The 22,816-nt window shown below is 54.2% G+C and carries 20 protein-coding genes; 4 read left to right on the top strand and 16 right to left on the bottom strand.

Features of this window, described 5'->3' with window-relative positions; all coding sequences use genetic code 11:
* From cgtA to LARV_RS10120, 3 genes are all read left to right on the top strand, one after another.
* Positions 1-874, top strand: an 874-nt coding sequence (gene cgtA / locus LARV_RS10110; RefSeq protein WP_075073522.1) for an Obg family GTPase CgtA, incomplete at its 5' end; no start/stop codon positions are given.
* 22 nt (positions 875-896) lie between these two features.
* Positions 897-1,499 carry a nicotinate-nucleotide adenylyltransferase gene (gene nadD / locus LARV_RS10115; RefSeq protein ID WP_075073523.1) on the top strand — a complete coding sequence of 201 codons (603 nt, stop codon included), beginning with the start codon at positions 897-899 and terminating at the stop codon, positions 1,497-1,499.
* 6 nt (positions 1,500-1,505) lie between these two features.
* Positions 1,506-2,705: an MFS transporter gene (locus LARV_RS10120; protein WP_075073524.1), complete on the top strand. Its 1,200-nt coding sequence runs from the start codon at positions 1,506-1,508 to the stop codon at positions 2,703-2,705.
* A gap of 5 nt (positions 2,706-2,710) precedes the next feature.
* Here LARV_RS10120 and LARV_RS10125 read toward each other — a convergent pair whose 3' ends face one another.
* The 9 genes from LARV_RS10125 to LARV_RS10165 all read right to left on the bottom strand — a co-directional run bounded on the left by LARV_RS10125 (position 2,711) and on the right by LARV_RS10165 (position 10,735).
* The gene (locus LARV_RS10125) at positions 2,711-3,940 is read right to left on the bottom strand and encodes an anion transporter (protein WP_075073525.1); all 1,230 of its coding nucleotides are present in this window, start codon (positions 3,938-3,940) and stop codon (positions 2,711-2,713) included.
* A gap of 79 nt (positions 3,941-4,019) precedes the next feature.
* On the bottom strand, positions 4,020-5,126 hold the full coding sequence (locus LARV_RS10130; protein ID WP_075073526.1) for a C45 family autoproteolytic acyltransferase/hydolase: 1,107 nt from the start codon (positions 5,124-5,126) through the stop codon (positions 4,020-4,022).
* A 69-nt stretch (positions 5,127-5,195) separates the two neighbouring features.
* A complete protein-coding gene (locus LARV_RS10135) occupies positions 5,196-6,059 on the bottom strand; it encodes a toast rack family protein (RefSeq protein ID WP_172797837.1) in 864 nt (287 codons plus the stop codon).
* Between the two features lie 48 nt (positions 6,060-6,107).
* Positions 6,108-7,208, bottom strand: a complete 1,101-nt coding sequence (locus LARV_RS10140; protein ID WP_075073528.1) for a polymer-forming cytoskeletal protein — start codon at positions 7,206-7,208, stop codon at positions 6,108-6,110.
* Positions 7,192-7,740 (bottom strand): anti-sigma factor family protein, encoded by a 549-nt coding sequence (locus tag LARV_RS10145; protein ID WP_075073529.1) that lies wholly within the window; start codon positions 7,738-7,740, stop codon positions 7,192-7,194. Before LARV_RS10145 ends, LARV_RS10140 begins: the two co-directional genes overlap by 17 nt.
* Positions 7,721-8,314: an RNA polymerase sigma factor gene (locus tag LARV_RS10150; protein WP_172797838.1), complete on the bottom strand. Its 594-nt coding sequence runs from the start codon at positions 8,312-8,314 to the stop codon at positions 7,721-7,723. The genes LARV_RS10145 and LARV_RS10150 overlap by 20 nt, the downstream gene beginning before the upstream one ends.
* Positions 8,315-8,520: 206 nt before the next feature.
* Complete coding sequence (locus LARV_RS10155; protein ID WP_075073531.1) at positions 8,521-9,597, bottom strand: DUF1189 family protein; 1,077 nt, start codon at positions 9,595-9,597, stop codon at positions 8,521-8,523.
* Positions 9,598-9,639: 42 nt separating this feature from the next.
* Complete coding sequence (locus LARV_RS10160) at positions 9,640-10,098, bottom strand: DUF5680 domain-containing protein (protein WP_075073532.1); 459 nt, start codon at positions 10,096-10,098, stop codon at positions 9,640-9,642.
* Position 10,099: 1 nt separating this feature from the next.
* Positions 10,100-10,735 (bottom strand): deoxynucleoside kinase, encoded by a 636-nt coding sequence (locus LARV_RS10165; protein WP_075073533.1) that lies wholly within the window; start codon positions 10,733-10,735, stop codon positions 10,100-10,102.
* Between the two features lie 142 nt (positions 10,736-10,877).
* Between LARV_RS10165 and LARV_RS10170 the strand changes: the two genes are divergently transcribed.
* The gene (locus tag LARV_RS10170) at positions 10,878-11,558 is read left to right on the top strand and encodes a hypothetical protein (protein WP_075073534.1); all 681 of its coding nucleotides are present in this window, start codon (positions 10,878-10,880) and stop codon (positions 11,556-11,558) included.
* Positions 11,559-11,636: 78 nt separating this feature from the next.
* On the opposite strand, the gene LARV_RS10175 is transcribed toward LARV_RS10170, so the two are convergent.
* The 7 genes from LARV_RS10175 to LARV_RS10205 form a co-directional block, all read right to left on the bottom strand.
* Positions 11,637-13,388, bottom strand: coding sequence for a vWA domain-containing protein (locus LARV_RS10175; RefSeq protein ID WP_152031772.1), 1,752 nt, complete (start codon positions 13,386-13,388; stop codon positions 11,637-11,639).
* Between the two features lie 2 nt (positions 13,389-13,390).
* Positions 13,391-14,305: an AAA family ATPase gene (locus LARV_RS10180; protein ID WP_075073536.1), complete on the bottom strand. Its 915-nt coding sequence runs from the start codon at positions 14,303-14,305 to the stop codon at positions 13,391-13,393.
* Positions 14,306-14,674: 369 nt separating this feature from the next.
* On the bottom strand, positions 14,675-16,153 hold the full coding sequence (locus LARV_RS10185) for a S10 family peptidase (RefSeq protein WP_083522480.1): 1,479 nt from the start codon (positions 16,151-16,153) through the stop codon (positions 14,675-14,677).
* A gap of 132 nt (positions 16,154-16,285) precedes the next feature.
* Entirely contained in the window at positions 16,286-16,837 is a 552-nt protein-coding gene (locus tag LARV_RS10190; protein ID WP_075073537.1) for an REP-associated tyrosine transposase, read from the bottom strand.
* Positions 16,838-16,927: 90 nt separating this feature from the next.
* A complete protein-coding gene (locus tag LARV_RS10195; protein ID WP_075073538.1) occupies positions 16,928-19,999 on the bottom strand; it encodes an STAND family AAA ATPase in 3,072 nt (1,023 codons plus the stop codon).
* Positions 20,000-20,109: 110 nt separating this feature from the next.
* The gene (locus LARV_RS10200) at positions 20,110-22,716 is read right to left on the bottom strand and encodes an adenosylcobalamin-dependent ribonucleoside-diphosphate reductase (RefSeq protein WP_083522481.1); all 2,607 of its coding nucleotides are present in this window, start codon (positions 22,714-22,716) and stop codon (positions 20,110-20,112) included.
* A partial coding sequence (locus LARV_RS10205) for a ribonucleotide reductase N-terminal alpha domain-containing protein (protein ID WP_152031869.1) occupies positions 22,626-22,816 on the bottom strand: 191 nt, incomplete at its 5' end. The genes LARV_RS10205 and LARV_RS10200, both read right to left, overlap by 91 nt.

The raw sequence follows: 22,816 nt of genomic DNA on the forward strand, positions 1-22,816 counted from the left end.
GACGTCGCGCAACCAGGTGCCGCACATGGCCGAACGCGGTGAACCGGCCCAGGAATTTACGCTGCGCCTGGAGTTGAAGTTGATCGCGGACGTCGGGTTGGTGGGTGTGCCCAACGCCGGCAAATCCAGCCTGCTGGCCGCAGTGACCAATGCCAACCCCAAGATCGCGGATTATCCTTTCACCACCCTGGAACCCAACCTGGGCGTGGTGGAGTTGGACGGCGAAAACACACTGGTGCTGGCGGATATTCCCGGGTTGATCGAAGGCGCGCACATGGGCGTAGGCCTTGGATTCGCCTTCCTGCGCCACGTACAGCGTACGCGCGTGTTGATCCACATGCTGGACGGACTTTCCGAAGACCCACTGGTCGATTTCGCGCAGATCAACAGTGAAATGGCTTTGTTCGATTCCAATCTGGGTAATAAACCCCAGATCGTGGCCTTCAACAAGATGGATTTGCCCGAGGTGCAGGAGCGCTGGCCGGCCATTCAACAGGAATTGGCCAAACGCGGTGTGGAAGCCATGCCCATCTCGGCGGCGACCCACGAAAATCTGACGCCATTGCTGTGGCGGGCGCACGAACTGCTTCGAGAAGCTCCCCAGCCTGAAATCGAACAGGCTTTGCCGGTTTACCGCCCAACGGAAGATCCAAAGGATTTCACCATCGAGCGCACTCCCGAAGGCTGGCGCCTCAAGGGCGCGGCCATCGAACGCGCGGCTGGCATGACCTATTGGGAGCTGGACAGCTCGGTAAGGCGTTTTCAACGTCTGATGGGAACCCTGGGCGTCGAGGATGCTTTGCGTAAGGCCGGCATCCAGGAAGGCGATACGGTCTTCATCGGCGACGATTATGAACTGGAGTGGGAAGACTGAGCGACCCGGAAAGTGGGGGTAGATGCGCATAGGCATATTCGGCGGGACATTCGATCCTCCCCACGTCGGGCACCAGATTCTGGCAGCCGAAGCTGCCGCTCAACTGGGGCTGGACCGGGTGTTGTGGGTGCTGACCCCCAATCCGCCGCACAAGCAGGGGCATTTTATCAGCGCTGACCGCATTCGTTTGAAGCTGGTGCGCGCGGCCGCTGCCGGCAACCCGCTTTTCGAAGTGTCCACGATCGAATTCGAACGCCCCGGACCACACTATGCATCGGATACGATGAGCGCGCTCGCCGTGCGTTATCCGGGCGCGGAATTGATTTACCTGATGGGCGGCGATTCGCTGCATGACCTGCCAACCTGGCACGAGCCCCGCGAATTTCTGCTGCGCTGCTCCGGGGTGGGGGTGATGCGCCGTCCATCCGACTGCGTGGATCTGACCTCTCTCGAGCATACGCTTCCCGGAATCACGGCGAAGACTCATTTCGTCGAAGCGCCGTTGGTTGAAATTTCCGCCAGTGATATTCGCGCGCGCGTGGCCGCCGGACAACCGTACCGCTACCTTGTCCCACCCGCGGTATATCGACTGATCGAACGCCTGCAGCTTTACCGGTCTTCCTGAGGTTTTATGCCCCTTTTTCGAGATAAGAATTTCCTCGCGGCTGCCATCGGGCATTTGCTGGTGGACTCCCTGAACGGAACTCGCGCCATCATCCTCACCTTTCTGAGCATTCCATTGGGGCTAAGCAACACGATGCTGGGACTGTACAGTACGCTGTATGTGTTTGCCGGAGCTTTGGCCCAGCCCGTGTTCGGTTTTTTGGCCGATCGAGTGGGCTTACGCCGGGTGGTAGCCGGCGGCATCCTGTGGATGGCTGTTTTTTACGGATTGGGCGTGGCGATTCCGGGGCGCGCGGCGCTCCTCTTTTTGGTACTGGCCAGTATGGGATCCGGCGCGTTTCACGCGGCAGGCGCAGCCCAGTCGACTCTGGCCGGCCGGCACAGCCTGGCCGGACACGAAACCCTTTCGGCCTCCCTGTTTTTCGTTTTCGGACAGACGGGATATTTCATCGGCCCGATCATCGGCGGAATCATTTTGAACCGTTGGGAACCGGTCAGCCTGTCGAGCATGGCGCTGTTGGCCCTGGTCGCCGGCGTATGGGCCTCTGTATACCATTACCCCGCCGCGCCGGTGGAAGCAAAGCCTGTCGGGGCCAGGGGGGCAGCGCCGGCCTTTCCATGGTTCTTTATCCTGCTGCTGGCGCTGACGGGCGGTTTTCAATCCTGGGCGCAGCAGAATGTCAACACGTTTCTACCGAAATATCTAAGCGATCTGGGACAAGCGCCCGCCCAATATGGCGTGCTCTCGGCGCTGTTCATGGCCGGATCGGCGCTGGGCAACCTGGCTGGCGGCGGTTTGGCCGATCGCTATGGACGCTGGAAGGTCATTGCCGTTGCTCTTTCGTGCGGGGCCCTGCCGCTCTTTCTCATGGGCCAAATGGAAAGGGGCGTCGGCCTGTATATCATCATCCTGATGGCCGGGATGTGTTCGGGCGCTGCTTACAGCGCCGTGGTGGTGCTTTCACAGCGTTTGATGCCGGGGGGAATTGCGCTGGCGTCCGGATTGGCGCTGGCGTTCATTTTCTCCAGCGGCTCGGTGGGCACGCTGGTCAGCGGGAATATCGCCGACAAAGTCGGCCTGGCGCCGATTTTTAGCCTGAGCGCTGCCATTTCGCTGGCGGGCGGGTTGTTTGCGCTTGGCCTGCGCGAAAAGAAACCAGCCGGGCATCGGGTCGCCGAAATCGAACCCACGACCGCGCAGGATTGAGGAGATTATCCCCGCCAGACAAAGAACTGCAACCAGAGAGTGCTGATCACCAGGGTAATCAGCGTGATCAGCATGCCAACGCGGGTATATTCCCAAAAAGAGAGATGCACACGCCGGCGTTCGGCGATTTCAGCGACAATGAGGTTGGCCACCGATCCTAAAAGCGTCAGGTTGCCGGCCAGCGTGGAAGCGGCCGCCAGTGTCAGCCAGCCAGCGGTTGGATTGCCGAGTCCCAGCACGACCGGCTTGAGCAGCAGAACGGCCGGAACATTGGAAACCAGGTTGCTCAAGACGACGGTCAGGGTCGAAAGGCTGAGGTTGTTCAGTTCCCGGGTTCCCAGGGCCAGTTTGAACAATTCTTTGGTTACGCCGTTCTTTTCGAGCGACCCGGTGACGATAAACAGGGCGGCGAAGAATACCAGGATGCTCCAATCGAATTCCGCAAAGACTTTTTCAGGTTTCAGACGGCGGGTGAACAGCAGAATACAGGCTGCCAGAAAAGCCGCTTTTGCAATGGGCATGCCGATCAAAAAAGCCACCAGCAATCCCGCCATGACCAGCAGGCTCTTAATCAACAGAGGCTTATGAAAGCGCGGCGTGGGCAGGTTGTGGATCGAAAAGGGGTCCGTTCGGAATTCCTTGGGATACGCCAGCACCAAAACGATCCACACGACCCCCAGGCCCAGCAGGGCGATCGGAGCCAGGCTGGCGGCGAAGTGAGTATAGGAAATGCCGGAGGCGACCCCGATGATCATATTCTGCGGGTTGCCGGTCAGCGTGGCGGTGGAACCGATGTTGGCTGCGGTGGCCAGCCCGATCAGGTACGGGATCGGGTTGCGCCCGGTCGCCAGAATCAGGTCCAACACCAGCGGGGTGAGCATCAGGCAGATCGTGTCATTCAGGAAGAATGCACTGAGGACGCCCGTCACCAGAATCAGCACCGCCAGCAGGGCGCGCGGAGTGCGCGCGACGCGCAGCAAGGCGTTGCCCGCCAGTTTGAAGAAACCGGCAATGCGCAGGTTGGCGTTGATCACCATCATGCTGAAGAGCAGGATCAATGTATCCAGATCCAGAAACTGGCCGATATCTTTGAAGGCGATCTGGCTGGTGGCGATGAGCAAACCGGCGCCCATCAAGGTGATGGTGGTGCGGTTCGCGCGCAGGCGCGGCCAGTATCCCAGGGCGATGCCGATGTAGGTAAAGAGAACGATTCCCAGTGTGAGCCAAAAATTCATAACGGGCGGAATTCTACCACTTAACCCACCCGTAATTGGCAATCAGCCTGGTATTTGATTGCCGGGAATTCAATGCGGGTTACGCATTCAGTGAATAGGTATGGTATTCATTAATGCAGGGTGTGCCCCATGTCAGGTGCATTTCGAGGGTGGTCAGATCGATGATCAAACTGCAGATGGTCTTTTTGCGGTCCATTGGCCGAGCGTATTGAACCGCGTGGTTGCAGATTGATTCTGGATAGTTGACATGATCGCGCAATACAGCTTTCAGACTATCGAGCGTGTGCGCATTGCTTTGCCTGAGCAACCGGTTGGCGCGTGCGTATCGAACGCGAGTTTCGATCAACTCGTCCGGTTCATTTTCGATGGCCCGCATCTGGGTTTCCAGATAATGATTGGTATGTACGATGCGCCCGTCGTTTGAGTTGAGCACGGCAAAGCGGTGCGCAGAGACCTCGACATTGTATAGCTCGCCGGAGGTGTGCGCAATCAGGTGGTTATACCCGGCTGCGCGCTGTGCGGCAAGGGTGTGCCGGATTGCCCCACCTGGCGTATGGGCGGCCAGAATGCCGCGTGAAACGATGACGCGCGGAATGCCGATGCGCGAATCTTTGGCATACACCGTATCGCAGCATTGCGCAATCCCGTACGCATTGAAGCCAATATTCGGCAGCAGGCCGCCATAAGTCATCGCCAGGAACGGCGGCTCGTCATCGGATGAGATATGTACCAGATAAACGTCGGGCTCATCATCCGGCAGCCAGTCCTCGTTGTGACCCACCAATACGTGTTTGTTCTCAGTGCATTCTTCATTGACTGCCAGGCTGGTGCACTTTGTCAGGTGGAGCGCGTCGGTGGTAACCGCTTCCAGAGCATTGAGTACCAGTAGATCCTCCAACGGGACATCCCCGCCCTGGGCGAGGCCGAGGATTTCATCGTAATACGATGGGTAACGTTCCTGGATGAAGGGTGAATACTTTAGGGCCTGAATGCGGGCGCCCTTCAGGGTGAGATGCAGTTTGTGTTCGGCGGATTGGACCAGCATTTTTGCGGATTCGACGCTATGCTGGATGATCGGGCGAACGGCTTCGCCAATCTGGCGTCCGATTTCGCGATGGTTGCCTCGAACGACGATGAGCGGCACCGGATCGGTGTGAATAATGGTTTCGAAGTTAGCACTGTCCATTGGAAAAAAATCAAAAAACCTGAAGGAGGATTCCTTCAGGTTTAATATTATCACCCTGTAAATTGGATTTCAATGAACGCGTAGTTCCAGGTTGCCCAGGCCCATATCGACATTCACGGTAATTTTGGGACCCTTGCCGCTGCGTTCATAGGTGTCTCGGTTGATGGTCCAGGTACCGTCAACCGAGACATTGCTCAACCCACCGCCAACGATCACCTGGATGTTGGCGTCTTTGGGTATGTTGAGACGGACGTTGCTCATGCCGGCGGACAGGCGCACGGATAGATCCTGCTTCAGATCGCCGGAGAAATCCAACGTATAGGATCCGGCGCCGCCCTCGAACACGATCGAACTGACGTTGGCGTTGCCCAATCCTTCCAGGTCTACCTCTGAAGCGCCGGTCTTATAGGTCAATTGCTCCATCGAGGTCGGGTTGAGGGTATCGAATTTCACCGTGGCCTTGCTGGCGCCGTCCGAGACGCGCAGGTTGGTGATCGGAATTCCGCTCAGATCCAGGGTGCCCTCATAAGCGCCGGCCGCGACCTCCAGATCGATGGGCGAATTGCCCAACTGGATGTTCCATTCGTTGATGATGTCGCTGCCGGGCAGTTCGACGGCGCCCTGTTCACCCTGCGCGATCTTGATCTGGTTGTCGTTTCGGGTGATGGTGGGCTTCCATTTTTCCACGTTATAACGGACCGTTCCTTCGACGAGCTTCGAGGCGCCGCCGCTGAGATCGAGTTTGCCGGCGCCCATTTCGAGCGTCACTTCACTGGTTTTACCCTGAACGGGCACATCCTCGGAAATGTCGAGAGTCTGGGCAGTGGTGGTTTTCACCCGGCTGGGAAGGTTGAAAGTGATCGAGCAGGCCAGCGAGGGTAAGGCCAACAAAGCGATGGCCAACAGCATAGTCCATACAGGACGAGGTTTCATTTTTTTATCCTCCTTCATTTCATTTCTATTTCGGGCAACGACTCAGCCTCAGGCTTGTGGGTTGGAGTCTTTGCCCTGCGAAGGCGGTTCAGCCGGTTTAGGCTCGGGAATGACCGGCATGACGCTGGGCGCGGGCGCAGGGTTGCCCTGAGCCGGCGCGACGGAAGCGGGTCGTAAAGGAGCGGCGGGGTGCGGGTAATCCTGGGTTCCGGCGCGGGAGAGCACGATACCGCCAAAACCGAAGGCCAGTACCGCGATGACGAGGATCCAATTGAAGCATGGGATCACCGATACCAGGCTGACCAACAGGCTGAGGAAGGCGGCGCCGATGCCAGCCGCGACCGGTTCAGCCCACTGCACCTTGAAGAGGACTGCCAGGCGGTTGCCCAGTTCCTGGCCAACCGCAGCCCAGGCAAACATAGCCGCCGCGATGATGACCAGAACGCCGAGCAGGCTGAACGGGATCAGAATGATGGTGATGGCCAGGACCAGGACCAATGCGGGAGCGACGAAGAAGGTCAACAGGCCCATCCCGACCGAGATGGCCGGGGCGCTGGTGATGGCCGTGGTTACGCGCCGGGTGGGATGCGGGGCCAGCATCGAGATCAGCAGGGCAATAAGGCCCAGCGCCAGGGCGCGCAGAACCGCCCATAAGGCGCTGCCGATCGAACGAAACGCACCGCCGAAATTGGGAAGCCAGTTCCCCGGATCGATCTTCGGCAGGTTCAATTGATCGGGGCTTTCGGTGACCGTGTTGCCTTTCACCATCGCGCCTTCGAGCTGGTTCAACACAACGCCCATGGTTTCGACATTGCCGTCGACGATCGCGCTTTCGTTCAAATTGACCGATCCGCCCATGGCGCTGATATTCCCGGTAACATGGCCCGAAACGGACAGCGTGCTGCCAAAGATGGCGACGTTGCCGTTGACGACCGCATCCTTTTCGATGGTGGCGGAGCCTCCAAACACAACCAGGTCACCGTCCAACGCCTGTCCGCTGGGCAGGGTATAGGTGGAACCGAAAACCACTTTCCCGTTGTCGTTGGTGACAACCGTTGGGGTCGGGGTTTGGGCGTTCACCTGACCTGGCAGCGCGAACAACACCATCAACAGGCTGGCGAAGATGAGCAATTTAGTGAATTTCTTCATGGGAGGTATCTCCTTTATGTGTAATACGCCAGATTGAGAACACCCACACAAAGCTCAGGAGGCAAATCCAACTGGTAAGGATGAACCAGATCGCGGTGGATAACGCGGGAGGCAAGAAATGCAGCAGCGAGTTGATAAAATCGCTGACCTGCATGAATCCGACTGCGACTTGGGTGGATGTTCCGATCACGCTGGCAAACAGATCGGCAAGGGATGAGGTGGCCAGGAAATAAGCAATCAGGCCCAACAGAAGAACCAGGACGGCCCCGGAAAGAGACAGGATGGTAACGCGTACCTGCCGGCGCTGCTTTTGGGCGCGGCGTTCTGCCAGGCTCACCTGCCAGCGCCGGGCGAACTCGGGACGCGGCTCGACGGGTTTGGCAGTCCGAAGCATGTGCCTGACGTTCAGCCAGGCATCGCGTTGCTGCCGGCAATCCGGACAGGTCTGCAAATGCAGCTTCAGCTCTTCCGCCTGGGAGGGGGTTAGCTGGCAATCTTCGTATAGCCAGGTGCTAAAAGGCGGGTGATTCATCCTGTTTCCTTTCTTTGCCAGCCGTTTTGGCGGCTTCGACCTGCCATTGGTGGGCCAGCGCCTGACGACTGCGGAAAAGACGGCTCTTGACTGCGCTGGCGCTGAGGTTGAGCGCGCGGGCGATCTCCTCTTCAGAGAAGTCGTACCAGTACCGCAGGACAATCGCGGCCCGATCTTGAGCGTTCAGGGTTTCCAGCAGCTTTCGCATGGCAGTTTGTTCTTCTGTCTGGCTGGTTTTTCTTTCCGGATCAGGAGCCTGATCGGGGAGGGTCTCTTCGAGCAAGTCATCGATGGCCAGGATGGGCATGTGTTTCTTTCGCTGCTGGTCGATGCAATAATGCGCCGCGATGGACAACAGCCAGGTGATGAAAGACCGCTGCGGATCGTAACGCTGGAGATGCTGGTAAGCGCGCCAGAATGTTTCCTGCGCGGCGTCCTCGGCCTCGAACTCGTCGCCCAGCATGCGGTAGCACAGGTTGAAGACCGGATTCTGGTAACGCTCGACCAGGCAGGCGAAGGCATCTTCGTCGCCCTGGAGAGATCGTTGCAGCCACTCCGTTTCTGGATTGCTCACCTTTGCTCCCGAATTCAGTTTGATCTACCCAAATATACGCAAGAAACTCGAAAAGGTTGCAAATCTGGTGAAATCGATGGACCTGATTTGATTATATCGAATTCAGTTCCGCCGGTGCAGGAAGAAACATCAAAGGTCGACCTGGCGCCGGATGATGGCCTGCAGGTCGACCCCTGTTTTTTCTGGAACTATATCCTGAATTTTCTTTATGGAAGCGGCTCGATCGTCGGTGGAGTCCCTGCGCCGTGGGTTTTGGAAGCCGGGAGCAGGCGTGTAATGGCGGCGGCCGCCAGCAAGGTGAGCGCGGCAGCGCCCCACAGGTAGATATCACCGTTGGGGATGTTGACCATGCGATCGACGATGATCAAGGCGAACAACGGCAGCGGGATGAGCATCTCCCAGGGCCGCAATGCGGTCTCGGCGACTTTACCGGCCGGGTCACGCAGCGCCCACCACAGCACAAGAGCCCATAACGGCGCCAGAATCAGGGTCTGCAGCCCGCAGAAGGTCACGCCGCTGCGCGTGATCAGGTGGTTCAGGATCATGGCCGGGATCAACACATAAGCCCCGATGCCAAACACGGTTTGATAACCGACGGCGGGGCGGATTTGCCGGACCAGCGGCCAGAAGAGCAGGGCCAACAGCGCCAGATAGCCGAGCCGCACCAGCATGTGCCAGAGCGCCAGGGCGAAGAAGCTGAGCAGGGTAAAAACACCCGAGAAGGTCTGCCAGTAGGTTTTCACACTGGCCTGATCCAACACGAGTGGGTTTTGGCCCATGACTTCCTGCAAATCAGACAGCTTGAGCGATTGGGATCGGCCGTCATCCTGCAATATTTCGATCGACTCGCGGGTCAAAAAAATTCCTTGCGAATATCGATCCGGGTCGATTTCGGTAATCGTCCCGGTCGTATCGAGGACGACGAGCATATCCGCCTGATCCAGGATATAGAACGGCTGCGGGGCGTCCACCGTGGCCTGACCGTCCTGAATGGTGATGGTCGGGAAATCGCCCTTCGCGTAGGCTTCCTGCATGGCCTGATCCGCGGCCTTCAGTCCCCTGGAAATGACGACGGTGGTAAGGAGCGTGAGAATGAGCGCAAACACAAAGAAAACGATCAGCGCCGAGGATAATTTGCGCGCGGCTGCCTTACGATAGAAATTCAGGTTGACCATTGGCAGGGTGAGACCCATGCCCAACCAGGTCACCTCGCCCAGGCAGCCCTCGCTCCGTTGGGCGGGCGGCTGGACCGGCGGGTTGGGATTCAGAAAATCGTTTTGCATCGTTGTTCCTTGTAATGGTGTGAAGAGATTGAATCCAGAGGTTCAGGTGCTGATCTTCCCGCCGTGGAAGATCAATTCGTAGATCGGGCGGCCGCGGTGTTCGATGCATTCCTGGCCGTCGAAGCGCTCGAGGTTCCCCTGCCAGTGGCACGTATAGCGGAAATCGCCCAGATTGAATTCAGCCGGGCCGCGGAAAGGCGCTTCGGAGGGCACCGCGAACAGGGCGGCGTGCAGAATTTCGGAGAAACCGTCCGGGATGGAGTCAACAAGCATGAGGCCGTGATAATTCATTCCCCAGACCGGATTTCCACGATACCAGACGGCTTCTTCGCCGATGAAATCGCGGCTGCCCAGGTAGGTGTCCAGGTAAAGATAGTCGCCGGTGGCGTAGCGTAAATCGGTCGAGGCCGGACGGCTGGAGCCGATGGATGCAGCCCCGCTGGCGTAGGTGGCTCGTTTGGCGCGCAGCAGGAAGGATACGAACTCGGATTCGGATGCCATATTAGAATACGATTTCTTCTTTACCGGTCAGCTTCTCATGGATGCGCTCGACGACGGCATCCAGGTGCCTGGATGAATGGACGAAATCCAGATCGTCGGAGCGAATGGTGAGCACTGGGCACAGGTCGAAACTGTGAATCCAATCTTCATAGAACGATTCGAGCAGGGTCAGATAATTGACATCGATGGTGCTTTCCATCGATCGGCCGCGGCGCTGGATGCGGTCCATCAGCACCGGTACAGGCGCCTTCAGGTACACCAGCAGGGCCGGGGCGGGCAGATTCTTGACCACCAGGTCAAACAGGCCGCGGTAGGTCGCGTAGTCCCGTTCGGTGATGTTGCCCATGTGATGCAGGGCGCGGGCGAAGATGAAAGCGTCTTCGTAGATCGAGCGGTCGATGATGGCCGATCGAGGATCGTTCCACAGTTCCACGTGCTGCTCGGCGCGTTTGTAAAGGAAATAGATTTGCAGGTGGAAGGACCAGGCTTTCATGTCGGCGTAGAAATCCGGCAGGTACGGGTTGTCGTTGACCGATTCGTAAGCCGTGCACCAGCCGAGGCGTTCGCCGATGCGTTCGGTCAGGGATGTCTTGCCAGCACCGATGTTCCCGGCCACCAGGATGAGACGTTTTGCCATGAGTGAGTCACCTCTTAAGGGAATGGTCCATTCATTATAGCCAATTCTTTCACCATCGGTGAGAATTTTACGCGGTACAATTAGCGTCGCTATTCGAAAAGGAGCCAACTCCACAGGAGTACATCCAAAAAAGGTGAAAACAATGAAGATGTTTCGTTGGATCTCTGTGCTATTGATCGTTGTCATGCTGGCAGCCTGCGCGCCTGCGGCTGCTTCTGATGCCGCCGGAGCCAAAAGCCCGGCCGGCACGGATATCCCCGCCGGAAGCGACGCCTATCCTGCTCCGACGACGGAAGTTACCCAATCCGGTTATCCCGCGCCGGCCGTCGAAGTCCCCACGGTTGAATCCGGTTATCCAGCCCCGGCGGCGAACGATAATCTGCCGGCCGCCTGCAAGGTGGACGGCATGCACACCTACACCGACGCGAACGGCCGTTTCTGCTTTGCCTATCCGGCCGATTTCAGCGTTGAAGGGGACGGGCTGGTCGGCCCGGCTCAGGATCCGGACCTGGCCCGCGCGCGCCTGGCCATCCTGAGCGAAGCCCTGGAGAGCGGTAAAGATCTGGCGGGCGTGATCGCGGCCCGTCTGGCGGAATACGGGGACGCCGCGGTGAAGCAGGCCGATGTCCAACTCGGCGGCGAGCCGTCCGTCAGCCTGGAACCGGTGCCCGGCGACCCGGGTTCGCTGGATACGGTGAGCGTACACGGCGGCGAGGTGATCACGCTGCGCTTTCAGCCCGACGTCGAGACCTACCCGCAGGGCCGTATGGACCGCGATGCGCTGGTGGACGCTGTGATGAAGTCATTCACCTGGCTGAAGTAATTTACTGGAAAGAAAGCCAGACCCTCTCCGGGTTTCCGGGAGGGTCTGGCTTTTTGTTTTGACACGTTCTCAGGCGTTTCAGAGGTTCTTCAATTCGTTCTGGAGCAGGACGCCAACCACATCCGCAAATTTTTCCAGCGATTTGATGCGGGCCATATTCTGCCCGTAGATCTTCTTCGCGGCGGGAAGGTCGTCATCCAGGCCGGTGAAGACGCACAGGATCGAGGTTCCATTCAAGCGGCCTTTCCTGACCTCCATCGCCACGTCATTGACGCCGGCAGAATCCGCGTACAGAAATTGATCGGGATTGAACGCATTGACCGGAAGGCCGTGCGGGTCGATGGGCTTGCAGTCGGAAAGGACGATCAGGATCTTGTGATCGGATTCGTAATGATCCATCAGGCGCAGGGCGGTCCGGATCGCCAGGCCATCCCGGTTGCATCCGGATGAATGGAAATCGAAAATCCGGTCGTTTTTGGTGACCTCGTTGTAATCGCGGAAAAGGTTGAGGACCGTATAATCGCCGTTCGTGCAAAAGGAATACACTCGCACCGGAATCTGGCAGCCGGACAGGCTCTCGGCGATAATATATCCCTCCGTGGCGATCATCGCCTGGCGGTTCATTTGCGAGCCGGACGAGTCCAGCAGAATATCCACGCTCAGATCTCCGAGGTCATCTCGAATATTCTTTATGAAGACCTTTTGGTCGTTGAGATAGATGTTGCGCCAGATTTTTCCAGCAACCAGCGCCCCGGCTTTCGTCCGGTAACAGGTGGTATCGAGGTTGACGAGCATCGTGTTTTTCAGGATATTCGTCAGCTTCAGGATATTGTTCTTGTTCCGCGCCAGGTTCTTCCTGTAATGCGCCGTGTTGATCTCGCGCTGGTCCAAAACATCCTTCCGGTGGCCATTCCCATTCCCTTTCAAGGACCGGGAATCGAATTCTCCGCGGGTGAAATGGAGGTGGCAATTCTTATGGTTTCCGGTGCAGAGCGACTTTTCAAGGGTCCTGGTTTGCGCTTCGGTGAGTATGGAAGCCCCGTAGCGGCTTTGAATATTTTCCCGTTGCTTTTTTACGCCACGGGCCTGGATACCCTTCCATTGAACCTCTTTGCCGTTCTTTTGATTTCTGAGTTCAGTCGAAACCTCATCTTCGGAGGGTTGGGAAATGCCTGAATTGGGGAATCTCAGCAAAGAGTCTCCCAGGAGGGCGTTACCCATGCGCTCGGACTCGTTTCCAACCAAAGATAAATTAAGGAAGTTGGGGATCAAATTCTTGAGGAAATTTCTTTTTTTGAGAACGGGGTTCAATGGAAAATAAGTATCGATGATTTCATTCATCCTGAGCAGGATCTGCTCCGTGCTCAGCGAGCCGTCGAATTCCAGGTCATCCAGAATATAGGCAACCTGCTCTCTCATCCGGGGCTCTTTCCCGAGCGCCCTTTGAAAATGAGCCCGCTTGATTTCATCGACCAGATAATAGAAAGAAGTTCCATCCTCCTTGCGAAGGACTTTTTCGGCGTAGCGCCAGCGCAAATCCTTAAGGACGGGCCGTTCGTTTTTCCCCTTTTCGAAGGCGCAGTTTTCCAGGCCGATCCAGGTCAGGCCTTCGTAGAAAACATAGTCGCGGTCCTGCTTGAGCTGGCGGAAGAATCCCTGAAGTTGGGAGTAGTCATAATAATTATGAACGGCGCCGACGATGTAATTCCAATACAGTTCGGCGATTCCCCGGCTGTCGTAGATTTCATAATCCGGCTTGAAGGAATAGTCGTTCGAGGCCGTCCAGACGATATTATCGGCTCGTTTCTTTTCCGCGCTTAAGGTTTCCATCATCAGCTTGAAAAGATTCGATCTCTTTCCAGTTTTTCCGGTATTCTGAGACGAATGACGTCCTCGACGAGTTGGCGCTCGAAATCATCGAAGGACTTGTTGGTGATTCCCATCTGCAGCGCCCGGTTGGCTTCCAGGCCCCTTTCCATCAGGTGGATCGATGAAAGAAGTCCGCGCAGGTCCACCGACTTGCTGGAAATTTCGGAATTCTCGCATTTCTTTTGAAGATCCTGGAACAGTCCGATGAACTGGGCCTGATATTCCTCGGTCAGGTTCGGGAATTCGCGCCGGAGGAGCTTCTTGAGGTTTTGCGGAGAGATGCCCGGCATTTTGATGACCATGAAGCGCGAGGCCAGCGCCTCATTGAGTTCCCGTGTGCCCGCGTACCCATAATTCATGGTCGCGATGAAGCGGGTCATGGGTTCCAGGGTGATCTTGTCGTAGCCGGGGACGTCGATGATCCTGCGGTAGTCCAGGGTGGCGTGCAGAATGGCGATGGATTCGTTCTTTGCCATGTTAATTTCATCGAGAACGCCGAAACCGCCGTTCACGGCGCATTCATAGATGGGACCGTGCCGGTAAGCGACCTGTCCATTCTCGAAGGTGTCTGTGCCGATCAAGGTCGAGGACTCGGTGTTGACGTGAAAGGAAATGTCCCAGCTCGGCCGGCCGAACGCCTGGGCCAGGTTTTCAGCCAGCACGTTCTTCCCGGTAGCCTTGGGACCGACCAGGAGCAGGTTTTCACCGCACAGGAGTGCGGTGATGCTTTCCTCCCAGATGTCGTTGCCGTAATAATAAAACCTCGGCGTGGGGACGCGGTAGGCCATGTTCGGAGCGACCCGGTTTGCATCTCGAATCCGGGCAATTTCGGCAATCAGACTATCGTTTATTCCCTCATCCCGTAAGAAATCCAGCAATTTGTCGCCTCCGATTAAAGACCGTTAACCCCTGGACGGGAAGCGCTTTGGCTTCTTCTTCAAGGTTTGGATGGTTTGCTGTGCTACTCAGGATGGTTTTCTAAGCCATTAATCGCTGCTCCCCGGCGGGGAGCCTGTTTTCTTCATTTCGGTTTCAGACCAGTAAACCTCTTGAATTATCAAGCAAACCATAAATGGATTCGTTCAATTGATTATTATAGTATTGTTTTAGAGGATTGTCGGATTTATTTCGTGGACCGCGAATGGATTGAAGAAAGGCCGGCCGCCCGGAGAACCCGGGCAGCCGGCCTATTTGTCGAATTGCTTTCCAGACGTTCGATCGCGGCGATGGCCAGATGCAAAACCAGCTTATCTCGCGTCCGCGATAAATTTGGACAGATCCTTCTTCAACTGCTCGAGAGCCGGTTGGTGGATGTACATCATGTGCCCTGCTTCATAGTAAGCCATGCTGATGTTTCCGCGCAGGGTTGGATCCAGACCGAGGTGGTTGAAGACGTACTGGGTGGCGAAGTAGGGCGTGGCCAGGTCGTAATAACCGTTGGCGATGAAAACCTTGAGGTGCGGGTTGGAGCTCATGGCCTGGCGCAGGGTTTCGGCGACGAAGACGTGCTGGTTCTCGAATTCGGTGTAGGACCAGGGCCACACGCTGGCGGTGAGCACTTCGTAGGGCAGGTCGGTCTCGAATTTAAGCTCGCGGCGAATGTAATCGTAGAACCCGGCGGTGTACGGACCGGTGGTATTGGTGGAGGAGGGATCGTTATAGGTGCCCTCGCCGAGCGTGTCGCGGTCGATGCCCAGGAAGCGGCTGTCGAGGCGACCGACGGTGCGGCCGCGCTTGCGCAGGAGTTCCTTGAAGAAGCGGAAATCGGGCACGCGCAGGTTGGAGCGCTCCAGGTATTCGCTGGACAGGCCGGTGTAGCGCGCCAGCTTGCGCAGAACGGATTTGCTTTCGGTTGCGGAAATCTGATTGCCTTTGAGCAAAGCCGGGGCGTATTCGTTGACGGCGAAATCTTCCACTTCCGCGAGCAGGGACTGCAAGGGTTCGTGCGTGTTCAGGGCATCGTGGTACCAGGCGGTGGCGGTGTAGGTGGGCAGGAACAGCACATACGGCAGTTCATTCCCCGGCGTGAAGTCGATGGTGCCAAAGTCGAGCACCGTCGAAACCAGGACGATCCCGTTCATGTACATGCCGTGCCGGGACTGCAGGTAGCCGGAAAGGGCGCTGGCGCGGGTGGTGCCGTAGGATTCGCCGATCAGGAACTTGGGTGAGAGCCAGCGGTTGTAGCGGGTGGTGTAGAGGCGGATGAAGTCGCCGACGGTTTCGATGTCCTTCTTGAAGCCGTGGAATTGTTTGGCCTTCTCGCCATCCGCCGGGCGGCTGTAACCCGTGCCGACCGGGTCGATGAAGACCAGATCGGTCTGGTCGAGCAGCGAGAATTCGTTGTCCGTCAACTGGAAGGGCGGTTTGGGCAGGCCGCCTTCGAGGGTCAGCACCACGCGGCGCGGACCGAGCAGCCCCATGTGCAGCCAGACCGAGGACGAGCCGGGGCCGCCGTTGAACGAAAAGGACAGCGGGCGTTCGGCGGGATTCTCGACGCCGTCCTTCGTATAGGCAACGAAGAAGAACTGCGCCTTGGGCTGTTCGCCATCGTAATCCTTCTCGCGGTCGACTTCCTCTTTGAGCACCAGCGTGCCGGTGGTGACGGTATACTTCAGTTCCTCGCCGCCGATGGTGATGCTGTGCTGGGTGACGACGATCTGATCCTTGATTTCAGGTTTTTCTTTCTTTTCTGTTTTAATTTCGATGGGAGTGGTTTCAGTGGTCATGGAATCCTCAATTCCTGCAAGCTAGGAATTAAGTGTAGCACTACTTCGATTGGGGGCAAGTAGTAGTAGGGTGGGTGGAGGGGCCAGGACGCCAGGAAAGCAACTTACCCGCTTGCCCCGGAACCCACCCATTTACTCATATCCGATCGACATTTGAAATTTCGGATCTATGTAATTCCAATCCGGATCGTAATACCCTTCACGAATAAAGCGATGAAATGTTGACCAGGGCCAATCCTTGACCTCTCGGACCAGACCGTGCTTTACCGGATTGTAGTGAATGTAATCGATATGCCGGGACAGATCATCCGGATCGCGGATCATATGTTCCCAATACCGGCGCTGCCAGACGCCCACCTCTCCCTTTCGAGCCTTGGAAGACGTAATCGGCCCGGCAGTTCCGCCGGTTTGAAGATAGCGGCGGCTGAACCGAGCCTTGATGATCTTCCAGCGGGTGGCGTAATCGCTGGTTTCCTCCGGCAGGGTCCAGATGCAATGAAGATGGTCGGGCAAAAGGCACAACGCATCGATTCGAAAAGGACAAGCCTTTTCCATCCCGTAATGGAAAGCTTCGCGCAGGGTCTGGCGGGCGGATTCTTCCAGGAAGATTTTCCGCCGCTGGTTTGTTACCAGGGTGAAAAAGAAAGTTCCGCCGGGTAACCAGATTCTGCGATATTCGGGCATATCGGATTCCCTCTCGATTTGTTTTGATAATGATGGCGGTGGTTGGTGGCTGTTTGAAAAAGTGCGAGATTACCAATATTGCCTTCTTGTCTATGGCCTATTTGGTGATGGTAATAAAGAAGGTCCATTTATTTTGAGCCTGCTACAAATACTTTGACGAAAGGAAAAATCTGTTTTAAAAATATAGAAATAATACCAAACAAAATGACGTAATAGGTAACTAGCAAAACTATTCTTTCTCACGTTTTTTGATAAATCAAATACTTGCGAATCAGGAAAATCTTGATAATAGTTCAGCTTAACTTCTAAATCAATAAATGAATAAGATGTATTATCAGGGAAACTGTTAAGTAATTCATCAAAGGTCATTGAGAAGGTATCATGTCCAACTGAATCAGCAATATGTTTAATTATTGCATAAGCAATTCCTTCCAAAACACTAAATATGTATAATTCAATATTCTTTGAGACTTTTGTGTTTTCCCATTCCGGATATTGCTCCTTCAATATTTCAGCCAATTTTACTATTATCTCTTCTTGGTTTTGGTTCAAGGACGTAAAGAAGAATTTTAGTACACGAAGCCCAAGTGAGTAACATTCTTGTACAAGATCAAATTTTTGTTGACCTTGCCATGAGCCTGGAAAATTCTTCAATAACTGACCTAGTATTTGTATGTTCTTAACAGCTACGTTTATTTGCATTATCTCTTCAAGATCAAAATCTGATCCATCATCATCAATGATATTATCCTCATCGACTTGTTGCTCAAGCTTTTCTGCATCATCTCTTTTTTCCAGCTCTTTTGTATGGTTCTTATCCGGATCTCCTTCTAGAACAAGATCAGGAATCTCTTGAATCAATCCTGATATGAACTCAGTATCTGATAGGATTTTGAATTCACTATAATTTTTAAAAAGGTTTCTGGATTTTGAAAGTAATGTGGACAATACAAATGGATCTTTTGATAAATGGCACAAGAAGATAATTATATTAGCCGAATCTGTTTGATGAAGTCTTTCGCTCATCCATTGAATTTGGTTTTTTATTTCCATTTCGCCTATATGGTCGCGAAAATACCTACTAACAAAATAATAGAAAATATATGGATAACGAAAGCTATAACCCCTCGAATCAGAACTAAGAACGGAAACATTTATTAAGCCTTCCAAGATTTGATTGATATTAATCGGTAATTTGTATTTATTGCAGTACTCAGTATTCCAGGAAGATAATTCTTCATATGTCATTGATCTAATCTTTTTCTTATTAAAATGATAAGCTAGTTCCGATAAATAGCTATATAGTGTATCAATTTGAATGTTTCTGATTTTAATTTTCGATAATGTTACAGTTAATAACGCTTCGTAATAATATCCATAATTTCCAGAAGAAGTATTTACTGGAGTACCAGTTTCAATTTGCTGAAGTATTACAAGTATGAAAAATGGAAACGCAGGGATAAAATTTTTTCCTAACAAGGCAGATACTATTTTTTCATCTTTTATTAATTTCCTCGAAAGATTTCCACTGGTAAAAAGATCTTCTGTATCCCCTAGCATATTCCACTTTCTAATTAATTCTGATCTCTTAACATAGCCCATTCCCAAAATTTCACAACCTATAAAACTCGAAAATAATGATTTTTCTTCTGAGTACAATTGGTGTCCTGCATACCTTAATTGATCATCTCCAAAAATCACAATACTCCCAGAAATATTTTTAAGATAACCAATAATTTTTTCACATTTTTTTTGATTCAATGATGATTTTTGAAAATCATCAATTAATATCACTTTCTTGGATTTTTCCAGTTGAAAATATTCTTCACTCGAGGGCGTGATATATGTTTGTTTGAATATCCGATCAATGAGAGTTTCGATTCGGTTTTCGTCACAATTTTTTAACATACTTCCTTCAAACAATAATGGTAAATAGCCAGAGTTGAAATAGTGCTTAAACAATACTTTTGCTAAAGAAGTTTTCCCACTTTTTTCTGAGCCTATAATCATTACATGGTGGTTATCCGCTATGTAATTTGGAATTGAATCTCGAATAATTAATTTATCAAAGTGTTGATTATTAGCTGTATTAATTCGTCGTAAGTGTGGATAAACATAAATGTCATCAAGAAGAATGGTTTCTTTCAATGGGTGAGAATATTTAATTCCAATGTCATTTACTTCTTTTTCAAACGAGCCTTGTAATAAATAACCAGTGTTTGGTCGTTTTTGATTACGAATAAAGTAACGGGTTTGCGGAATTTCTTCAGTCAAGTAGATTTGTCTTTGTTCATTCCATGTGTAAGATGAAATTTCTAGCCATTTTTCTTCCGTGTCGATCTTAATTATATTAAATTGGCTTCCATCAGAAGTCTTATCTTGTAATACTCCACCTTCAATATAAGCGATGGTTTCACCATTATGCAAAGTTTTTAAGTATTCATTGTTTTCATGCTCATGACCTGTCAGGATTATGTCGGAAATACTCTCTAGCTTCTCCTTTAATCTTCGAGAATTATTGCTCTCAAACCATGAATAAGGGTGGTGAAGAATACTCAAAACGATTTCTTCTTTGTTGCAATCAATTTTCTGATCAATTTTTTCGATTGGAAAAATAAGTTTACCCTGGATTTCTTCAAGTCGAGAAATCCAGGCTGTGTTAAGTAAATTAAAAACTATAGTTTTATCATCAATAGTAAAAAGTACTTTTTGAAAAATATCATTATTGAGTTCGAGCTGTTTTGTAGGAATGGTTTTCTTGATGAATTCGAAAAAATTATTTTGAACTGTAATACAAGAATTTATTACTGCATCTTCAAATGAATTGTCACTTAAGACTTTATCAATTAGGATATTTCGAACTGTCTGATCAGTTGAAAAATCACAATCATGATTTCCAGGGCAAATAACAATGTTTACCCCTTTGTTTTCATCCTCTGTAATATTTCGTAATAATCCAGATAAAAAAGTAAATGCATATTCATATTGATCAATTTTTCCGGAAAATGCAATGTCTCCTGAGATCACAAAAAAAATATATTTTACGTCTATTGTCTCATGCTTAATTGCACCTGCTAATTTTTCAATTCGATCGGATATAAAATTTTTGGTTGGGTCTTCACGAAAATGCATGTCGCTTAATTGGATTATTGAAAATTTCATATCTCCCTCAATATTATATATACATATCAACTACGCTGCTTTATTTCTCACGTCGGAGGTCAAAAGGCAGTATTTTTGACCTCCGACATGCATATATTGTAGCTAATTTCTCAGCATTCGCTATACCCGCACGAGTAGCATTTCCTGCAGCCTTCCTCGTTGACGAAGCTGGCTTCGCCGCACTCTGGGCACAGGTCTCCGATTTGCAGCATGGGCTGCGCGGTGGGGCGGGCTGCCTCGGGGATGGGGTGATCGTGGCCGCCGGCGGCATGCGCTTCGGTGCTTTCCGCTTCGAGCGGCTCGTTTTGCAGGCGATCGGTGCGCTGCTGCAGGTATTCCTCGACCACCTGGGCGACGCCGTCCGGGAAGGAGCGCACGCGGTGCGGGCCGAATCCCAGCGGGCGGCCGCCGCCGATGCCGGAAAGCTGGCGGATGACCTCTTCGAGCCGTTTGGTGGGCTCGATGGGCGAGGCCATGCGCAGGATGTAGGAGATCAGGCGGCCGATGGCCTCGGAAACCGAGGCGGTGTCCGATCCGGCCTTGGAGGTGTTGATGAAGATCTCGAAGGGCTGGTGACCGCCGTTTTCGTTGATGGTCATGAAGGCCTTGCCGAGCGGCGTCTCGACCGAGTAGGTGAAGCCGGCCAGGAAGCGCGGGCGGGGTTTCTTGCTCTCGTGCCACAGCTCGGGTTGAACCTGATCGCTGGCCGCCGGGGGAACCAGAACGGGCGCGGCGCCGGGCGCTTCATCCTTTTGTTTGGTCTGGGCGGTGGCGTGCGTTTCGAGCACGACCTTCTCGCGCGAGCCGGTGACGTAGACCGTGATGCCTTTGCAGCCCAGCTTCCAGGCCAACCGGTAGGCGTTGGCCACGTCCTCCACGCTGGCTTCGGGCGGGAAGTTGATGGTTTTCGAAAGGCTGTTGTCGACGAAGGCCTGCAGGGCCGCCTGCATGCGCACGTGCTCCTCGGCGGAAATATCCGCCGAAACGACGAAGACTTTCCGGATGTCCTGCGGGACCCGCTCGACCTGCTGGCAGGAGCCCTCACGCATGACCACATCGAAGATTTCATCGCGCGTTTCGGGATCGATGCCGGCGCGTTCCAGGGCCTGTTCGAAGAGCGGGCTGGCGTAAGTGAGCTGGAGATCCTTGCCGTTGTCGTTGACGTGGCGGATGTAGGCCAGCGCGAAGACGGGTTCGCAGCCGTAACCTTCGCAGCCGGCCACGGTGGCAATGGTGCCGGTGGGGGCGATGGTGGTCTGGGCGGCGTTGCGAATGCCGTACTGGTGAATTCCGGCCACGATCTCATCCCAGTGAACCTGCGGGCGGCCCCAGTCGTGTTCGTGCGGCAGGATGGGTGTGGGCGGCTGCCAGACCAGGGCTTCGGGGTCGTAGATGCTGCCCTTGATGGCCGGGAAGGCGCCGCGCTGTTGGGCCAGTTCGACGCTCGTTTTCATGGCATGGTAGCGCACGAATTCCATGACCTGCGAGGCGAATTCCTGGCCTTCTTCCGAACCATAGCGGATCCCGGCGTGGTACATCAGATCGCCGAGGCCCATGATGCCCATGCCGATGCGGCGGGCGCGCAGGGCGGCCTCCTTGAGCTGGGGCACGGCCGGAACGTACTGGTTGGCGTCGACCACGTCGTCCAGGAAGATGGTGGAAAGCACCACGTCCTGGCGCAGTTTTTCCCAATCCACGCCGCCATCCGGGCCCAACGACTGGGCCAGGTTGACCGAACCCAGGCAGCAGTTTTCATAAGGGCCCAGCCACTGCTCGCCGCACGGATTGGTCGCTTCGAGCGCGTACAGGTGCGGCACCGGGTTGGCGCGGTTGGCGGCGTCCAGGAAGAGCATACCGGGTTCACCGTTGTGGTGGGCCTGCTCTACGATCTGCTGGAAAAGTGCGCGAGCGCGCAAGGTTTTATAGATGGTCAGGGGAACGCCGGCGGCTTCAGCCTGATCGACGGTGCCGGTGAAGCCTTTATATTTCGGCGAGCGCACATCCGGGAAGCGCAGATCCCAATCGGCGTCTTCCTCGACGGCCTTCATGAAGGCATCCGTGATGCCGACCGAAATGTTGAAATTGGTAATCTGGTTCTCGTTGGTCTTGCACGAGATGAAATCTTCCACGTCCGGGTGATCGACGCGCAGGACGGCCATGTTGGCGCCGCGGCGCGTGCCTCCCTGGGCAATTTCGCCGAAGGCGTTGTCATAGACGCGCAGAAAACCCACCGGCCCGGTGGCCTGCCCGGCGGAGGATTTTACCAGGCTGCCCTTGGGGCGCAGGCGCGAGAACGAAAAGCCGTTCCCGCCGCCGGTTTGCTGGATGAGGGCCGCGTCGCGCAGCGTCTGAAAGATGCCGTTGGTTGCGCGGCCCATGTCGTCGGAAATGGGCAGCACGAAGCAGGCCGCCAGTTGGCCCAACAACGTTCCGGCACCGGTAAAGGTCGGCGAATTGGGAAAGAACGCCTTGCTGGAGATCAATTGATAAAATCCACGGGCACGCTCCATCACATCCGTACCCCAGTTTTCCTCCACGGCGGCGATGTGATACGCGACGCGCCAGAACATCTCCTCGACGGTTTCAACGGGCTTGCCGTCGTCGCCGCGGCGAACATAGCGGCGAATCAGGACCTGGCGGGCGTTATCGGTGAGAACGGCAGGGGGAAGGTCGGCGAATTGGGAAAGAACGCCTTGCTGGAGATCAATTGATAAAATCCACGGGCACGCTCCATCACATCCGTACCCCAGTTTTCCTCCACGGCGGCGATGTGATACGCGACGCGCCAGAACATCTCCTCGACGGTTTCAACGGGCT

It is taken from the genome of Longilinea arvoryzae (genome assembly GCF_001050235.1).
Classification (GTDB): Bacteria; Chloroflexota; Anaerolineae; order Anaerolineales; family Anaerolineaceae; genus Longilinea; species Longilinea arvoryzae.

What these genes read in the sequence shown, in the direction of transcription:
- LARV_RS10170 (WP_075073534.1), top strand. Translation starts at nt 10,878, where the DNA reads ATGAAGATGTTTCGTTGGATCTCTGTGCTATTGATCGTTGTCATGCTG.
- LARV_RS10130 (WP_075073526.1), bottom strand. Translation starts at nt 5,126, where the DNA reads ATGGACAGTGCTAACTTCGAAACCATTATTCACACCGATCCGGTGCCG.
- LARV_RS10120 (WP_075073524.1), top strand. Translation starts at nt 1,506, where the DNA reads ATGCCCCTTTTTCGAGATAAGAATTTCCTCGCGGCTGCCATCGGGCAT.
- LARV_RS10165 (WP_075073533.1), bottom strand. Translation starts at nt 10,735, where the DNA reads ATGGCAAAACGTCTCATCCTGGTGGCCGGGAACATCGGTGCTGGCAAG.
- LARV_RS10125 (WP_075073525.1), bottom strand. Translation starts at nt 3,940, where the DNA reads ATGAATTTTTGGCTCACACTGGGAATCGTTCTCTTTACCTACATCGGC.
- LARV_RS10140 (WP_075073528.1), bottom strand. Translation starts at nt 7,208, where the DNA reads ATGAAGAAATTCACTAAATTGCTCATCTTCGCCAGCCTGTTGATGGTG.
- LARV_RS10145 (WP_075073529.1), bottom strand. Translation starts at nt 7,740, where the DNA reads ATGAATCACCCGCCTTTTAGCACCTGGCTATACGAAGATTGCCAGCTA.
- nadD (WP_075073523.1), top strand. Translation starts at nt 897, where the DNA reads ATGCGCATAGGCATATTCGGCGGGACATTCGATCCTCCCCACGTCGGG.
- LARV_RS10190 (WP_075073537.1), bottom strand. Translation starts at nt 16,837, where the DNA reads ATGCCCGAATATCGCAGAATCTGGTTACCCGGCGGAACTTTCTTTTTC.
- LARV_RS10195 (WP_075073538.1), bottom strand. Translation starts at nt 19,999, where the DNA reads ATGAAATTTTCAATAATCCAATTAAGCGACATGCATTTTCGTGAAGAC.
- LARV_RS10155 (WP_075073531.1), bottom strand. Translation starts at nt 9,597, where the DNA reads ATGCAAAACGATTTTCTGAATCCCAACCCGCCGGTCCAGCCGCCCGCC.
- LARV_RS10135 (WP_172797837.1), bottom strand. Translation starts at nt 6,059, where the DNA reads ATGAAACCTCGTCCTGTATGGACTATGCTGTTGGCCATCGCTTTGTTG.
- LARV_RS10185 (WP_083522480.1), bottom strand. Translation starts at nt 16,153, where the DNA reads ATGACCACTGAAACCACTCCCATCGAAATTAAAACAGAAAAGAAAGAA.
- LARV_RS10175 (WP_152031772.1), bottom strand. Translation starts at nt 13,388, where the DNA reads ATGGAAACCTTAAGCGCGGAAAAGAAACGAGCCGATAATATCGTCTGG.
- LARV_RS10160 (WP_075073532.1), bottom strand. Translation starts at nt 10,098, where the DNA reads ATGGCATCCGAATCCGAGTTCGTATCCTTCCTGCTGCGCGCCAAACGA.